Here is a 16,154-nt window from a genome sequence, read left to right as displayed (position 1 = left end):
CCCATCGAAAGAGCTCGCAGAAATTAAAGGCTGCACAGCGAGCTGCAAATTGACCAGTTAGACCAACTCTTCGTCTTCGTCGGTGAGTTCCGTTGAGATGTCTGCGAACGTTTGTTGTTCCGATTCCGGATGACCAGGAATGTCGACTTCATCGACTTCGCCATGCGGAATCCAGCGCGATTGTCCACAGTTGTGGCACACCTTTTCGGTGCATATGTCGACCGACTCTCGATCACAAATCTCGGGGAGCCGATAGATCTTGTCACTCTCGACTGACCTAACTTTGAGTTCTAAGTTATCGAAATGTGGGTTATACCCGATAAACTCCATCTCAACGGACTCGGTCTGCGAGCACTCGTCCGGTTTGCCCTGTCCTGGGTAGAACGTGTCGTCCCACCAGACCTCCACCGTTAGCAACTCGCCTCCGTGGAGTTCCTCGAAATCATACGTCATTCTTCATCACCGCTTTCGCAGACGCAGTTGACTCTGCAGATTTTATATCGCTTCGACGTTTCTCCAAGGACTTCGATTGATACGATACATTCGTCCTCTGCCACTGTATTAGCCTTGTTCTCGTTCATTGCTTGACTAGCAGTTTTTGACTTCGATGATCACCTCCGGTAGCATCGTCACCATCTCAGACTGTCGTAGCGGGAGGGAGCACATAAGCGGATAGACTGGGTACCCATCGATTCCCTTCCTTCCTTATGAGAGGGTTGCTCTCAAAGAGACGAGGAGACAGGGGAACGAGAAGCAATCCAGACCGATACGGGAAGTTGATAAATCCGTCGTCTACGACCCTCTGAGGGGCTTCAGGCAACGCGTACAAAAGTGACACTCGATAAGCAGGGGGTGCAAAATGAGTCACCGAGCACTCATCGCGGAGCGACAACGAAACGACCGGTTCAACATCTACAGTTCGCAGAATGGCGCAGAGAACATCCAACTCCTCGATGAACTTCGAGACTCCCTGAACGTCCACGGACGCGTGGACTGGGAGGAGTTGAATGGAACGACCACGCCAGCAATTGCACAGCAGTTCACAGAGAGCTCGGATTCAGAATACGGGTTCGAAACGACGGACACCGGGAACGTCGTCGAACCGCGCCCGGTTGCCGTGAACGTGCCTGAACACGAGTTGCTGGCCGGGAACGACCTCCTCGAGTATGAAGTACTGTACGTCGTCGATAACGGCGACGTAGAGGCGTACTGGCTCGCGTGGACGTACGCGGACGTGATTCGACCGTGGGCCGACCACATAGAGGTCGACGTGTACCGCTCGAGGAGAGTTCCGACCGACGCAGAACGGTTACAGAAGTTCGTCGACGAAGCAGAGCCCCTGCGGACGATCTCAGAATTTAACCGGGGCTGGCTAGCAGACGGTACCGTACGGAGGATTGCACGGGACTACCACCGGTATCTCTACGAACTGCAGTCGCTCACCCGTCAGAAAGCCAAGGAGAGTGGTGACGGATACCCGTCGAAGATACTCCCAACGCCAGAGGATACGTTGGTCTTCCGAACCGACGGTCACGAACCGCTCGTCCCATCGTCGGGGAGGTTCACCATCCCCATTCGAATCGAGTCTCCAGCGAACGCATCGAGTATGAGAATACAACAGAGCATTGCCGAGACGCGTTTCAATCTCGGCGCAGAATTAAACGCCGCCGAGAACGTCACTCGAGACCGGGTTCTCCAGGCCTGTTCTGAGTCGCTATCCGAAGTGGTGGATGAATACATCGAACGGGTGGCTTCGGAATTCCTCCCGAAACGATTGCAAAGAGCGGTCGAAGAACACCGCGAGACACGAGAGTCAAGGCGGTTCAATGACCTTTAGAAGAACTGAGATTGAAAAGAGTCTAAGTATCACGCTTTCCGTATTTTTTAGACATCGGTCGAACGAGTTCGGCCTGATGCTCCCCGAACGAGATGTGGGATCCGTACGACCCTTGAGACGGTGGGCACGAGGCCATATAGCAGTCGGGGGTTTGATTTGAAGTTGTAGATAAGACCAGTCTATTACGGGAGAATATCATTCCAAGAGTCGCAAAAAATCGGCTCTCTGACGCTCAATATGGCAAACTCAAATATTAGTATTCGAAAATAGTAGGTATAGGCTGCCGGATTAGTGTTTATAAGTGAGTAGTGTCAACCCTCGAATGGAATGGGCGAACAAAATTCCACTAATCGACCGAAAATCGGCTTCGAGAATGGCAAATTGAGAGCAAAGACCTACGGTGAGAATCAGTTCATCAAGATTCACCGCGACCAGAATGTATCGAGTCCGTGTGAATCGGTTCCTGTTGCTGGACAGATGGAAGAAGTTGACGGGGTCTCTACCAAGTATGGACAAGGCAGAGAGGGCACAGCCAAGGTACAGGAGAATGACGTGGTTCACATCGAATGGGAAACGGAAGCAGGTGACTCAGAGCACCGGTTCTACCTTATTGAAGAGATGGAATTGGTGGAACTGGAAGACCCACGAGAAGCAGACCACAAGCTTCTGTGGCGACATCAGTCTATTCGACGTGCGGTCTTCTACGGCCTTGGTGTATTCGAAGGCAAGCCCGCATATCCGGTTCCGGATGATGAGTTCCCTCAGGGCAACCACTGAGAAATTTCGGAACGAAAATACATAGTTGAGGGGTTGTAATATAGTCACAGCGGTACCGAGAAGCGCCGTCGGTAATACCGCTCCAACCGCGTGAAATCGTCTAATTCGGCGGTGTTTTTCCGGACAGAGCGGATTCTTGAGTACGCAGTCAGCAAAAATTTTGCAGCGAAGCATTCGCCAGGCGATTAAGACTTTGGAAGAAGATGGCCTCAGAGAGGTATCAGAGATCATCAATCCAGCCACTTGAGCCAAACTCGAACTGCCGGCCGAGAGTGGCCAGTAGGGCCGACGCGTCGTAAGACGCCAGCGAGTCGACGCCTCCTAACTCAAGTTTCGATCGGGTGGCTGCAGACCCAATTATCAGGTCGAACCATCGCTCTGTTTCTGCTGGGCGTCCTCGATGTAGTCACGGTTTGCGTCCACACCAATACTCTGGTATCCGAGGTCGGAAGCGACTCGGCAGGTCGTCATCGACCCACCCATCGGATCTAACACGACGTCGCCATCAGATGCCACTGCTTCGAGACAACCTTGTGGAATCTCTTCGGGGAACGGCGCTGGGTGATCTGTGTCGGGCCGCGGCCCGTAGATGTCCCACACAGAATCCATATCAATACCCTCGTCGGGGACTGCCGGCGTACCCTTCGTCAGCCAGTAGATGCGAGCATCCTGTGGACGGAAAAGCGTCGGCTCGTGGTTATGGGTCGACTTGCGATTCCAGACGATTTCCTGTCGAACCGACCAGGGGTTCGCCGGCGATCGGAGCCATTCCACAGGGTGGATTACCTCGCCTCCATCGATTCGTACCTTGTGAACGTAGAACAGAGACGCGCCCTCGCGGGCCACTCTGTAGCACTCGGACAGTACTTGCTGCTGCCAGTCCTGATACTCGTCTTCAGGACGGTCGTCGTAATAGCCGACGCCCTCCTCGCGAAGCGAGCGCCAGCCCATTGCCCACCGTTCGTGTCCAAGGTTGTAGGGTGGGGAGGTGATGATAACGTCGACTGTCTCGTCATCAAGGGGAAGCGATCCCGCATCCCCCTGTAACAACGTTATGCGTGGGTCTGACGAGCCGGTTGGATCATTCGATGCCTGCTCGGACTCGTCTTCGTTGGAGGACTCGTTCACCCTGTTTTGAGCGTTCTTCACCTCGGAGTAGGCCGCGCTGATCGACTGCTTCTCTTCGTCCAATTGCCCAAGTTGTTCCTCGGCGACCACTGCCACTGTCTCTTCGTCCGATTCGCGGGCTTCCCAGACGGTCTTCGCCCGGTGGTACGTCGAACCCGAGCCGAAACCGACCTTCTCCGCGACCCTATCTCGAGTCAGTCCGTCATCCACTTCCCGTTCATCTGAACAGGAGGTGTCAGTTCGTGCTCCTTGACGTTCCCGTGCCCGTTCGCGCTCAACGCGTTCGAGGGCTTCGGCCTCGCGGAGTTTCTGCGAGACAGTCTTCGATCGCTGCCGGTTAGAGTGGACGAGCAGCTCGGTACGTTCTAAGTCGGAGTCGAACTCCCGAGCAGTGATTGGGACGGTTTCCAGCCCCACCTGCTTGGCGGCCTCGATGCGACGATGACCAGAGATGATTTGATCGGCCTCGTCTACGATGACTGGAGTCAACACGCCGTTCTCACGGATCGACTCGAGAAACGGTGTGTCTTCCTCGTTATCGAGATCGCGATCACCGTAGATTTCTTCGTTTTGAGGATGTGGTGAGAGTGAATGGGGAGACCGTCGCTCAATGTTGTCGTCATCGCTCGCCATCTGATCGATACATTTTCCCGGATTGGCAAATCGTTTGCGTAATCTCCGGATATACGGCCCTAACAGCTCGATTCGTTCACGGTCTGATTACAATTCACTCATAGTCCATGGGTTCTCCCAGCGTCAGACCCCCGCAGTCCCGAGATTGGACGCTATCCCGGACTGGATGCTGGTATCGAAGCAAGCGATTTCACCTCTCTTAGGTATACAGATCCCTCATCCGTCCAGTCTTCATCTCTCTCGATTCCGGATTCGATCGTCAAACACGGAGCGGAGCGCCTCTGTGGCCGACAGCAACCATCTGTGGTATATTTCGTATCGGTTCACGTCCCGGAGATCGAACTCATCCTCGCTGTACTTCACCGTGATGATGTCCCGGATTTTGCCCTCTGACCCACGCTCCCAGGCGATTTCGACATCGCTGTCGATTAGAAGGCGCAGTTCTTCGACGATCTCTTGTCGGTTGGCTTCGAACGCGTCGAAGGCGATGTGATCATCGTCTTTGTTGATCTCCAGTCGAACAGCGAGACCGGTTCTGGTGGCTCGAAGTGAGAAGCGATCCTTGCTTTTCGGGATGCCCTCAACGATGGATAGGTTGTACTCGGACGACGTCGACGACGAGTACGAGTTGATACTGCCATTAGCGAAGATTGCGTAATCCTCTTCGTCGGCGAATGCGACGAACTCCTCAAAGAACTTTTCCTGATAGACGCCGAGCTTTAACTCCTCGCTGTAGCGCCACTCGGTCGGCTCGACCTCTGTGACAAGGTGGAACGCCGTTCGGTCGCACCCCTCGATTTCCAGCACTTCCGCTCGGAGCGCGAACACGGCCCGGTCGGCGGTCTCGTTGTGGTCGCGCACCGCTTCGAGATGGCCGTCAGTGAACTCGCCGGCGATCCAGACGATCACGTCGGCACCGAGGTTCGACGAGTAGGTGTTCGCCTTTCCCCAGTGGTCGTGGTCGGAGCGGCCGAACTGGTTCTCCACGACAACCTCTACATCGAAGGTTTCGTCTCGGGCATAGATGTCCACAAAGTAACCCTCGACCTCGTGCTCAAGTTCTTCGGCGACCAGTCCTTGGAGGCCAAGCACTTCTCGCAGGTACTGAATGTTCTCCTCCTCGGCCAACCACGCACTGAATGCCTCCTCGTCGGCCCAGCACCCCGATAACGAAGGGCGCTGGCGAGGACTGAAATCCGGCATATGGACTGCTACCTGGAGAGCACACATACACCTTGTCCGTCAGGGCTCAAGCGTCGGAGCGTTTCTCGTAAATCAAAAAGTACGAGTGGTTCTTTCGCGCTCGGCGTTGCTCATACATTTTGCCTACAGTCGGGGTATCCTGTCGAACGACCACAAACAAGTCCTTCGTGTGGAACCCCATCTCTTCGTAGATGTCCGTGACCTCGATGTGTGTGAGCCGTTGTTCGTTTCGACTAACTTCGTCCTGCAGTTTCGTGATGAGGATGCCACCTTCGCGCAATACGCGGTGTGCTTCCTTTCCAGCGGTAGCATACATCTCCAGTACTGCCTCGTGATACGTTGCGGACTGCTCTCCGTGATCGCCGACATATCTGTCTTTGATCCAGAAATCGTTGTCCGAAGGCTTGTCACGTGTCTCGTAGAATCCCTCGGCATATGGCGGATCTAGCACCACGCAGTCGAACGACGCGTCGTCGTACGGAAGGTCACGGCAGTCGACACCCTCCGTGGAGTTCGGCGATCTGGAGGGGTCGATGTCCGTCGCAGTGAAATCGTACCTTCCCGTTGGAACTTGTCGCCAGAACACCCCCTTTCCGTAGGTGACATCTGCCACAGTTGCTCCAGGATCAACGTGCAAGTCCAGTATCTCTGGGAAGACCTCGTCATTACTTCCAACGTGAGCGGAGAGAACTACGTCCTCAGTCGAAACCTGTTCCCGATTATCCTCGTTCTTATCAGGGGAGGAGTCTGACTTCTCATCGGCTCCACCCGGTTCACCGTCGTCTCCGACATCTTCAGTCTCTTCGTGTTCAAGCCGCCCGCGAACCTTCTGATACGCACCGTGTATAGACTGTTCGTCACGATCGAGTCTGTCGATCTCGTGCTGAGCGACGGTATCTCCCGCCCTTGCGGCTTCCCACACTTCTTTCGCCTTGTCATAGGTTCGACCAGAACCAATCCCTGCCTTTTCACCTACTCTGTCACGGGTCTTCCCGTAGTTCTCGCTCGTGTCAGACTGTCGCTCTTCGTCACTTTGTGGTGGATTTTCCACGAGGTCAGTACGCGTCCCTTGACGACGCTGCGCCCGCTCTTGCTCGATGCGTTCCAACTCTTCGGCTTCCCGCATTTTCTGGCTGAAGGTCTTCTCTCTGTTTCGGTTGAATTCTATCAGACGTTCTCGACGCTGGAGATCGGAATCTAACCGAGCCACCCGCACTGGCACTCGATCAAGTCCGACTTCCTTCGCGGCCTCGAACCGTCGGTGACCGGAGAGGATGGTCGCCTGTTCACTATCGTCTCCAGCGTCCGGTTGTGGATCGACTACGATCGGTTCGATGATGCCGTGTTCTTTGATACTCGCAAGGAATCCCTCATCGAGTTCCATTCTGTCGCCGTAAACTTCGTCATTCACGGGATGTGGTTCGAGGTCGTTTATCGACAGGGACTCTATCTCGGCTACCTCAACCTCGTGCATTGGTGTAGGAGGTATGACGCGAACGCGAAATCATCTTCGGCCCTCTCCACACAAATCCTCGATTCACAAATCAAACCCTCGCCCGACAATCTTGGAATCGCCAACCGAGCCTGTATTCACCATATCAAATAAGTAGCGTGGGCGGGACGCTTCGGATAATGACTATTTGTACTGATGGTGGAGGAACGAGTCTCCCGTCGCTTGACTCCACGTATTCTCATGAGGAGGTGTCGATGGCACTCACGAGATGTGGCCTACTCGTGGACAAAGCGGAACAGATTGCCCGTCTGTACTCCCATCATCGCGATTGGACGATTGTTGAGGAGGAGTGGCTGGAAGGAAGGCACGATGAACGCAGTACGCGAGGCAGTTCGAAAGGTATCTATAGAGAACTGAGTTCGCGGTTCAAGACCGCTGGAGAAAACTTACCCGCAGTCACACGCCTTCCAACAGTCTTCGACCAGTGTGAAACGACCCGCGACAAGGCACAGGTGCTCTACTTCTACTTAATCGAGGACGACCCGCTGGTCAAATATATCACACACCGATATGTTCAACGGCTAAAGCGGTCGGGGACGGAGGGACTCAACTACGAGCAGGAGACTGTTGCTCAGTTACTGAACGAGTTCCATTACGATGACGGCACCCAGTTTGACTATGCGGAGTCAACGACCCGACGGTGGGGAGAAGGACTTCGTTCAGTAATGCGTGAGATTGGCGTCCTCGAAACGCAACAGACACTACAGGGAGAGGCTCCCAACGTAGGAACCGTCCCACTACTCATCGCATCCGGGTACTCTTGGGAACAGGATGGCAAAGAGTGGCTCACGCATCCCGTCGGCTGGCTGTATCTCTTCCAATCGGAGCCATACTGGGAATCCTTGGCCGAACGCGTCGGTAACCACCCCGGCTGGGAAGCGAGCGGTATCCACGGAGAACTACGACTCCAACCCGTTGACGGTACGTACGACTGGGCGCCCCCGATGGAGGACGAAAGATGACCGATCAGGAGTGGTTCGCGGCCGAGGTGGGCTCCGACTTCGAGGAGTCCGTGCGCATCGACCGTGAGGACGACGGGCGCGACCACAGACTGGAATCCATCGACACGTACCACGTTACCGACGAGGCAGAAGGCTTCATGCGGGATTTCTTCTCGCGATTGCTCGGCCGCTCGGAAGACATGCGCTCTGGAGCGAACTACTGGCTGTACGGCTACTACGGGAGCGGGAAGAGCCACCTGTTGAGTGTGCTTCGCGGAATGATGGACAGCGAGTGGCTTCAGCAGCAAGACGACCTCTGGGAACAACTGACCGACGGACGAGAGCTGTCGTCGTTGGCGACGACGTGGGAATCAATTCACGAGGAGTACGAGGTGATTCCCATCTCGGTGAATCTCCTCAAATACCAGGGACAGAAAGAATACAGTTTCAGTGAGATCCTTCTCGGTGCCGCCCACACGTCCGAGCGGCTGTCCGGTGTCGAAGGCGGACTCTCCAGTCAGCTCGATGTGGCATACTTCGAAGACTGGTATCGAACGACTGACGCCTGGGATGATAGGACGCAACGCACTCAGTCAGCACTCCGCGGGATTGTCGACGACCCCAGCAAGTACGACTGGGAAGACGTCCAGCAGTACAACGCACTCGCCAACGTTGTGCTTCCGTCGCTCTTCGAGCAACAAACAGGGACAGCCGATGGCTTGGACGACCTGACGCCGTCCGATCTCGACCCCGAAGCGATGGTCGAGCGTCTCGAACACCTACGGAGTAAGCGCGAAGAAGAACTCGGGCGCCCAGTCAAGCTCGTTCTGTTGCTCGACGAAGTGAGCCTCTTCATTGGCACTGATTTCGACCGCCTCACAGAACTACAGACTCTCGCAGAGAGCGTCGACGAGGTCGGTGACGGCGACATCCAACTAGTGGCGACAGCACAGGCCAAAATCGAAGACGTTCAACCGCAGTTCGCAGCTCGCGGGGCCGACTTCAGTATCGTCAAGGATCGATTCCCGCACCGGTTCGGCCTTCCGAGCAGGCACGTCGGCGAAATCTCCACGCAACGGTTACTAAAAAAGACGGACGCGGGAAGAGTAGAGACAAAAAACGTTCTCGAACGAACCAGCAACGACCCGGAGACCTTACTCGTGTACTCAGGAATCGAACAGAATACTGAGCCTCCGCTCGACAACATCGAGCGAGAGCGCCTCATCGAGTTCTACCCGTTCCTCCCATATCAGCCGCCGCTGTTCCTCGAAATCCTCTCCAACCTCCGGCAGGAAGCGCACGACCCGGCGAAGTCAATCTTCTCGGGAACCGCACGAGCGATTCTCGCACTCGTCCACGGCCTTCTGCAAGGATGGATGGAGGCTGGCGACGAGAGCCACGGCATTTCGTTGGTGGACTTCTACGACCTCATCGAACCGGAACTCGAGGACATCACGCCACAAGACGTGGGTGTTATCGATGAGATAGCGGCGGAATACGAAGCCGGTAATCTGGAGCAGATTGACGTGGACGTTGCGAAGGCAGTGCTGCTCCTGCAACACATCCCGGACACCATTCCGATGTCTGAGCGGAATCTCGCCGTTGCCGTATTGAGCGACCTCGATGGCCCGACCCAGTTCCAGATGGAGAACCGCGTTGAGGACTCGCTCCAGCGCCTTCGAAAGTTTATCCGGCCAACACACGACGAAACTGGCCCGAAGTACGCGTTCACTCATCCCGAAGAGCGCGAGATTATCGAAGCCTCGGAGCAAAACCTCGACGACCCCGACTGGGAAGCCATTATAGAATCCGTCGACCAGTATCTTTGGGAAGACGTCGTTCGCGAACTCTCGCTCCCGGCATCTGCCGAATATAAAGATACCGGCGATCAGTACCCCGTGCGTTACGAATTCCGGGTTGATGGAATCGGCTTCGATACCACAGTTGACGCTGAAGATGCGCTCGATGTCGAGCTCGCCATCGAAGGGATTTCACCTGCTGTAACGGAGATCGACTACGATGGAGACCCGTTGGAATGGACGATCGGACAGGACGGGCTCGACGATCTCCGGGACACCCTCGTCGAGTGGTGGTCACTCAGAGCGGCCGTCGGAGACCACACGCTTCCACAGGCCGTGGAGCGTGATCTTTCCGACAGAGCAGCTCGGGTGCAGAGTAAACTCGTCGAGGCCCTGAAGAGCGGCGCGTTCGACGTCAAGGATCGCGGAGATCAGATTGGCGGGCTGGCCTCGGGCGTCGAGGAGTATATCGACGTCACCTATCCGGATGGCTTTCACCCCGTAATGAGACAAGTAAGCGACGAGCATTTGCAAGAACTCCGAGGACTCACCGCACAAGACCCACTACCAACTTGGGCCCAGCAGATCGAGGTCGCGACGGAAGACCCAGAGACGCATCGTGGGTCGATTCAAATTAGCGTCCGTTCCTTCACTGGTCGGCAACTCAAGCAACGGGGCGGGAACCTCGCAATGTCGACAGTCCTTGATGGCATCGTAGAGCGAAAGCCGATCTACGAGAATGCTCGCCCCGCGTTGTGTGCAATCATTTGGGGACTCTGCCGCAAGGGTGATTTCCTACCCATCGACGAAACCGGTGACTCCCTCGAACTGGACGCTGTTCTCGATCTAAGCAGACTGACCACGACTCGCCTCAAGATTTCGGGGGGTGGTGACGTACGAAACACGCTCCGGAAAGGCGGATTCATCGACTCTACGGACACCCTCCCCGACGGGATTGTCAAGCTCCAGTCTGCGAACGACACGATTGCCGGTCGAATCGGGAGTCTTGTCGAAGACGTCAGGTTAGTCGCCGAGAGTGACATACAAACGCAGGTCGTTCGGAACCTGCTCGACTCGTTCGTGGAGGCTCTCGAAGCCGAACATCAGAACGCGACCGACCGAAGAGAGGCGGTTAAATCGCGTGACACCGACTGGGGGGGAGTCGTCGAAGCAACCACGGAGGCACGAGAGTGGTACGAGGACGCTGAGGAAGTGTGGAACCTGCGGCTCCCCGCGATTGTACAGATAGACGCCCAACTAACCCTTACCCAACAGTCGTACGACTGGCTGAGTGAAGAGTGCGAGGCAGCAAGCCAGACCCTCCGGAAGAACATCGACGGCTTCGATGGCGAGTGGTGGACACACGACGGTTGGGACAGGTTCAATGACGTCCGAACCATCTCGCCGGCGGTCGATGATGCAATCGAGAACGCGTGGGATTCCTTCCAGGACTCGACCGACATAGATGCCCTTGCTGGCGAGTTACAGGAGCATCCGTGGATTCGACCCTCGGATGAATTCGAATCGAACGTTCGACCGGCCTTCGAAAGCGAATACATCACACCGTTGCGTCGAACTGTATCGTGGTACGAGGATGTCTCGGAAGCGGTCTCGACAGTAACTGGCGGGACGATGAACGCCGACGCTGACGACTTCATCCGTGCCATGAACACGCTACTCGACAGAGAACCGCTCGACGTAGTTGCTGGCAGCGACATCACTGAGCTACGTGATACGTTCGAGGAGTTACAGACGCTCGTCGGCGATCAGTCACCCGCGAACATCAACATGATCGGACTGCTCCCATCAGACCGTGAATCGCTCGATGCCGAACTCAAACGGCTCGTTGAACAACACGAACTCAGTATAGAGCGGACTGAAACGGGGGTGATCATCCGATGACGAGCAAACGCCCCTTCCACGACTTTACAGAGCGACTCGCGCAGTTCGCTGATGGCCGGCGCGGCATACGAAACCCGTTCGTCATCGTTCCCGTCCAGCCGAAGTACGAGCGACGCGTCGCCGACCGACTCACGGAATGGGCGACAGAGCCACATCGTACCGAGGATTTCCCGGATGACGGAACCGTCCAGGTACTTCAGTTGGATGAACTACTCGTCGAAACCGACGTCTTCGAACTCGCAGTCGATCTCGGGGAGAAGAGCGAGCCGGCGACGATCACGGAAACGATGCAGGATCGATTAGCGGAGGAACTCGTCACGAGGATGATCGAGAAAATCGAGTCGCCAGCTCAGCAACGGCACGTCGTACTCCTCACGAATCTGGGGAGCCTCTATCCATTCACGCGTGCGTCGGAGCTTCTCGACGAACTCGACCGCTGTAACGTGCAGTCCACCATCGGCATCCCGTTCCCCGGAGACATCGTTGGTGGGAAGTTGAGTTTCTTCGGTGAGGAATCGCGCAACTACTATCCGGCTCACCAGATCGAAGGGCGGGTCGAGGAGGTGCATCTCCAATGAGCGATATACACATCAACGACATCTTCCAGCAGTCACCGACGCGCGAACTCGAGGAAGTCCAGAAGGTCAACGCCAGAGCGCAGGCCGAAAACGACGTCCGCGAGTTCCACGAGACCGAGAGTGCCCGAGACGTACTCACCACGCTCGGAAACCTCGTCGACAAATATCCGCACGAAGAACCGCGATTCCTGTATATCTCCGCGACCTTCGGGTCAGGGAAGACCCACCTGTTGAAACTCATCGGGTTCGCCGCTGATGCCGAATCGGAACACGCCGATCTCGGCGAGGAACTTGGGAACAGATGGCCGGGATTCCAGTCGTTCCGACAGAGCGTCGCGAACTCTCACGTCGATCGACTGAAGCCCGTCTTCCTGAACCTGCTGAACAGAGACGCGTCACAGGAGCCTCCGCTCCCGTACCTGATCTACGAGGGCATCGGTCGTGAACTGGGGTACCCGACCGACCCGAACTGGCTGCTCGAGTGGACGTGGCAGCTCGATATGAATCACGGCGATTGCTGGGAGCGGCTACAGGAGGTCGAGCACGACGGACAGACGTTCGACGAGGTGTACGAGGAGCGGGCCTCGCTACGAAGCTGGCTGTACGATGTCGTACCGACGCTCGATGGCTCACCATTCGAGTCCAGCGAGGCGGTCAAGCAGTCGATCGACGACGCCATCGAGGAGGTCGATCCCGACGAGTTCGACCCTGAGGAACTTGTCGACAGGATCGAGGCCGCGCAAGCGTCACTGAGCACCTCGGATACGGAGATCGAGTTGCTGATCGGACTCGACGAGGTGGCGCTGTTCATCGGTGATGGGCGTCATCGGTACAGGGAGTTTCAGAAGACGTTGGAGGCGTTGACTGAGCTGGGTGTCGGGCCCAACCCGCCCGTTATCGGAACTGGACAGTACCCGATTGAGCGCATTCACGGCGAGTTCGAAGACACCGAGGTAACGGAGCAACCGTGGTACGGAGCGCAAGAACCACTGGAAGGAGCTGACACCGAGATCATCGTCCGGAAACGGTGGCTGCAGAAGGATTCAGACTACAAACAGACCGTCGAGTCTGCTCTCCAAGGGATGCCCGACCTGACGCTCGACGCGTACGCTGACGTCGCCAGTGCGGAGTCCAACGCGGTCGAAGCGTACCCGTTCCGCGAGTACGACCTCGGGTTGCTCCGCACGGTGATTCAGCAACTGATGCCTCGGGGACGCGTGACCGAAGAAGAGTACGTGCAGGGTCGGGCATTGCTCATCCTCGTTCGGTCGTTGTTCACGCGGTTCGGGTGGGGTGACAAGCAGGTCGGTGCCCTCGTCACGTGGGATGAGTTGTACGACCTGCTGGTCGAAGAGACGACCTACGTTCCGCTGTGGGTGCAGGAGATGGTCGAGAACAAACTCATCCCCTCTGCGGGTGGTGACGAGGGTGCGTTCTCCGTTCGTGTTGCGAAGGCGCTGTACCTGCTGAATCAGGTTCGTTCGCAGGTGCCGTCGACGCCGGCGAATCTCGCCCGGTTGATGGTCAAGTCGACTGACGAGTCGTTCGAATCCGTCGAGGACGACGTTGAATCGGCGCTGTCAGATCTGCTCGAAGATCGGAAGGTGCTGACGGAGACGAACGACCGTGGCGACGAGGAGTACCTGCTGGTCTCCGAGGAACAGGAAGATATCTTGACGCGGGCGAAGACCCGCGCACAGCAGATTCCCTCTCATCGGCTCTCCGCCAAGTTGGAGAACTCGCTTCAGGAAGGAAGCGGTCTGCTCCTCTCTGAAGGGAGTCGACACGAGGTCGATCTCGAGGGAGAGCGCAGAGTCCCCCTCCGTTTCGGGTACTCAGTACTTGATCCAATCGAGCGAGCTCCGACCCCGGAGTTCGACGCCATTCGCGTGCGGTTGGTCGCGGGCCCTGATGATTCGGTGAGCGATCAGGTCGAGGCGTGGCAGTCAGCCAACGAAGGACGGGACGGTGGTGAGCACATCCTCGTCGCAGTCAAGTTACAGCAATCGACAATCGACCGCCTGCGGGACGTCATGGGCATGCAAGAAGTCCTCTCTGAGGAGACGGAGACGTATCCCGACTTAGAGTCTGACCACCGCGACGAACAGCGGGCGCTCGAGTCGGCAGTTCGCGAGCAACTGGCTGAAGCGGATGTCTACGCCCGGACTGGTGGGACGCAGGGGCGATTCAGCGACGTCTTCGAACAATCAGTGGCGGAGCAGGTGCAGTCCGTCTTCCGTGGTTCGCGGTTCGTCCTGACCAACGGCATCACCGAGGTGGACGATGCCGAGCAGATGGCGCGGTTCTTCCGTGGTGTCGACGACTGGCCGCTCTCGAGGGAAGATGCTGTCACACTGGGTGTGGATACTGATCGAGCTGAACTCGCTGACGGTCGGTGTCAGGAGTTCTTAGACGAGTACGAGACCAGCCAGTCGCTTCGCGCCGAAGACTTGCTCAAACAGACCGTCCAGCGCGGCGGCAGGTATCGCGGCACGCCCCAGGAATCGATCTCGGCGCTGTTGATTACGCTCGCGACGGCCAATAAGATCGCTCTTCGTCGGGATGACGAGTACATCACTGAACCGGACGAGATCGGGCGGGCAGTCAGGAACAAGACGAACCTGACCGACGTGCAGATTCGCTTCGAGTCGCTGGACGGCCTCGACCCCGATCAGATTCGCGAGATCGTGAAGACCTTGATCGGCGAGGAGCCTGATGGAACCGATCCTGACTCATGGCTTTCAGAGTTGGCCGCCTGGGTGGACGACAACAGCGTCCTGGTGAAGCGAGTAATTCGCGGGGTCAGCAGGGAATTCGGTGAGGGTGCTTCGCTGGACGACCTCGAAGCAGCTCTTGAACCCGCACTCGGAGGTGGGACACTCGAAACAGATGACTTCGCGTCCGACGAGGTCGAACGACAAGCCGAGCGATTCGCACGTGCGAAAGGGCTGTTTGGTTCGGATGAGGACGAAGAATCCCTCTGGGAGCACTTCAGCCGGCGCACGAAAGAGATGCAACGGCTCTATTCCGGTGCTGACGCCACGGGGGGGATGCAGACCCTCGTCGGCGGCGACGAAGTCCCGGAGGCTGACCGACTCCGGACGCTGATTGACGAAGCGGATGCGCATCGACGGACGGTCGTCCGCGAGCAGTACGAGCGCATAACGGGCGAGACGCCAGTTGACGAGGAACCAGAGAGTGTCGTCTCCAGCCTCGTGACGTGGCTGTACGCTCACGACGGGAGTAGTAAGGAGACCGCCGACCGGGTGGTGGTCGAATTCGAGGAAGTGACCATCGATGCTCTATACGGGCTCTTCGAGACCGCGTGGAATGGCGGTTCGTTCTCGGAGGCAGATCTGGTCGATCCGACGGTCGTCCAGCAAGCGCAGCGATACCAGCGTGCGCGGCGGCTACTCGAGACATCCGGGAGTACGGCCAGTCTCTGGTCGCAACTCCGCGACGCGTCGAATCGTCTCGACGCCGAGTTCCCGAATCACCCGATTACGAGCAGCGTGACGGAGACAATCGAGCAGTCACGCCCGCCGAAAGTCGAAGAGGTTCAGCGGCTCATCGACGACGCCGAGAATCCCTTCAAGATCGACGAGCGGCTGGAAGAACTCGCTGGGGAACTGCAAGCCGAGTATCCCACTCACGACCTCACCGAGGAAGTCGTCAACGCTGTCGAAGGTGAAAGTCCTCCGAGTGACGAACGCGTCGGTGACCTGATCGAGGAAGCCGAGCAGTTACTCGGGGGCGTCGACAAGCAACTGCGTCAAATTCGAGAGACGATGGACGAACTGGAGGATGGTTCCGTCGTGGTAATCGAGTCGCTCGACTAAACGA

The 16,154-nt window shown here is 56.9% G+C and carries 10 protein-coding genes; 6 read left to right on the top strand and 4 right to left on the bottom strand.

Features of this window, described 5'->3' with window-relative positions:
- Positions 1-57: 57 nt before the first annotated feature.
- Positions 58-453 carry a hypothetical protein gene (locus SM754_RS14135; protein ID WP_323676889.1) on the bottom strand — a complete coding sequence of 132 codons (396 nt, stop codon included), beginning with the start codon at positions 451-453 and terminating at the stop codon, positions 58-60.
- Between the two features lie 406 nt (positions 454-859).
- Between SM754_RS14135 and SM754_RS14130 the strand changes: the two genes are divergently transcribed.
- A complete protein-coding gene (locus SM754_RS14130; RefSeq protein ID WP_323676888.1) occupies positions 860-1,837 on the top strand; it encodes a DUF6735 family protein in 978 nt (325 codons plus the stop codon).
- A 327-nt stretch (positions 1,838-2,164) separates the two neighbouring features.
- Positions 2,165-2,614 carry a hypothetical protein gene (locus tag SM754_RS14125; protein WP_323676887.1) on the top strand — a complete coding sequence of 150 codons (450 nt, stop codon included), beginning with the start codon at positions 2,165-2,167 and terminating at the stop codon, positions 2,612-2,614.
- A 360-nt stretch (positions 2,615-2,974) separates the two neighbouring features.
- On the opposite strand, the gene SM754_RS14120 is transcribed toward SM754_RS14125, so the two are convergent.
- From SM754_RS14120 to SM754_RS14110, 3 genes are all read right to left on the bottom strand, one after another.
- Positions 2,975-4,375: a DNA methyltransferase gene (locus SM754_RS14120; protein ID WP_323676886.1), complete on the bottom strand. Its 1,401-nt coding sequence runs from the start codon at positions 4,373-4,375 to the stop codon at positions 2,975-2,977.
- A 231-nt stretch (positions 4,376-4,606) separates the two neighbouring features.
- The gene (locus SM754_RS14115) at positions 4,607-5,578 is read right to left on the bottom strand and encodes a DUF4268 domain-containing protein (RefSeq protein ID WP_323676885.1); all 972 of its coding nucleotides are present in this window, start codon (positions 5,576-5,578) and stop codon (positions 4,607-4,609) included.
- A gap of 46 nt (positions 5,579-5,624) precedes the next feature.
- Positions 5,625-7,052 carry a ParB N-terminal domain-containing protein gene (locus tag SM754_RS14110; protein ID WP_323676884.1) on the bottom strand — a complete coding sequence of 476 codons (1,428 nt, stop codon included), beginning with the start codon at positions 7,050-7,052 and terminating at the stop codon, positions 5,625-5,627.
- 233 nt (positions 7,053-7,285) lie between these two features.
- On the opposite strand from SM754_RS14110, the gene SM754_RS14105 reads away from it, so the two are divergent.
- Genes SM754_RS14105 through SM754_RS14090 form a run of 4 tightly spaced genes read left to right on the top strand, consistent with a single transcriptional unit; the run spans position 7,286 to position 16,150 of the window.
- Entirely contained in the window at positions 7,286-8,053 is a 768-nt protein-coding gene (locus tag SM754_RS14105; protein ID WP_323676883.1) for a BrxA family protein, read from the top strand.
- Positions 8,050-11,733 (top strand): hypothetical protein, encoded by a 3,684-nt coding sequence (locus SM754_RS14100; RefSeq protein WP_323676882.1) that lies wholly within the window; start codon positions 8,050-8,052, stop codon positions 11,731-11,733. Before SM754_RS14105 ends, SM754_RS14100 begins: the two co-directional genes overlap by 4 nt.
- Complete coding sequence (locus SM754_RS14095; RefSeq protein WP_323676881.1) at positions 11,730-12,311, top strand: BREX protein BrxB domain-containing protein; 582 nt, start codon at positions 11,730-11,732, stop codon at positions 12,309-12,311. The genes SM754_RS14100 and SM754_RS14095 overlap by 4 nt, the downstream gene beginning before the upstream one ends.
- Positions 12,308-16,150, top strand: a complete 3,843-nt coding sequence (locus tag SM754_RS14090; protein ID WP_323676880.1) for a hypothetical protein — start codon at positions 12,308-12,310, stop codon at positions 16,148-16,150. The genes SM754_RS14095 and SM754_RS14090 overlap by 4 nt, the downstream gene beginning before the upstream one ends.
- Positions 16,151-16,154 lie beyond the last annotated feature (4 nt).

This window comes from Halorubellus amylolyticus (assembly GCF_034808145.1).
In the GTDB taxonomy this organism is placed as follows: Archaea; Halobacteriota; Halobacteria; order Halobacteriales; family Natrialbaceae; genus Halorubellus.
This window is presented reverse-complemented; position numbering and strand designations above follow the sequence as displayed.

Excerpts from the sequence above, each read along its gene's own strand:
- SM754_RS14125 (WP_323676887.1), top strand. The coding sequence starts at position 2,165 with ATGGGCGAACAAAATTCCACTAATCGACCGAAAATCGGCTTCGAGAAT.
- SM754_RS14115 (WP_323676885.1), bottom strand. The coding sequence starts at position 5,578 with ATGCCGGATTTCAGTCCTCGCCAGCGCCCTTCGTTATCGGGGTGCTGG.
- SM754_RS14090 (WP_323676880.1), top strand. The coding sequence starts at position 12,308 with ATGAGCGATATACACATCAACGACATCTTCCAGCAGTCACCGACGCGC.
- SM754_RS14110 (WP_323676884.1), bottom strand. The coding sequence starts at position 7,052 with ATGCACGAGGTTGAGGTAGCCGAGATAGAGTCCCTGTCGATAAACGAC.
- SM754_RS14095 (WP_323676881.1), top strand. The coding sequence starts at position 11,730 with ATGACGAGCAAACGCCCCTTCCACGACTTTACAGAGCGACTCGCGCAG.
- SM754_RS14135 (WP_323676889.1), bottom strand. The coding sequence starts at position 453 with ATGACGTATGATTTCGAGGAACTCCACGGAGGCGAGTTGCTAACGGTG.
- SM754_RS14100 (WP_323676882.1), top strand. The coding sequence starts at position 8,050 with ATGACCGATCAGGAGTGGTTCGCGGCCGAGGTGGGCTCCGACTTCGAG.
- SM754_RS14120 (WP_323676886.1), bottom strand. The coding sequence starts at position 4,375 with ATGGCGAGCGATGACGACAACATTGAGCGACGGTCTCCCCATTCACTC.
- SM754_RS14130 (WP_323676888.1), top strand. The coding sequence starts at position 860 with ATGAGTCACCGAGCACTCATCGCGGAGCGACAACGAAACGACCGGTTC.
- SM754_RS14105 (WP_323676883.1), top strand. The coding sequence starts at position 7,286 with ATGGCACTCACGAGATGTGGCCTACTCGTGGACAAAGCGGAACAGATT.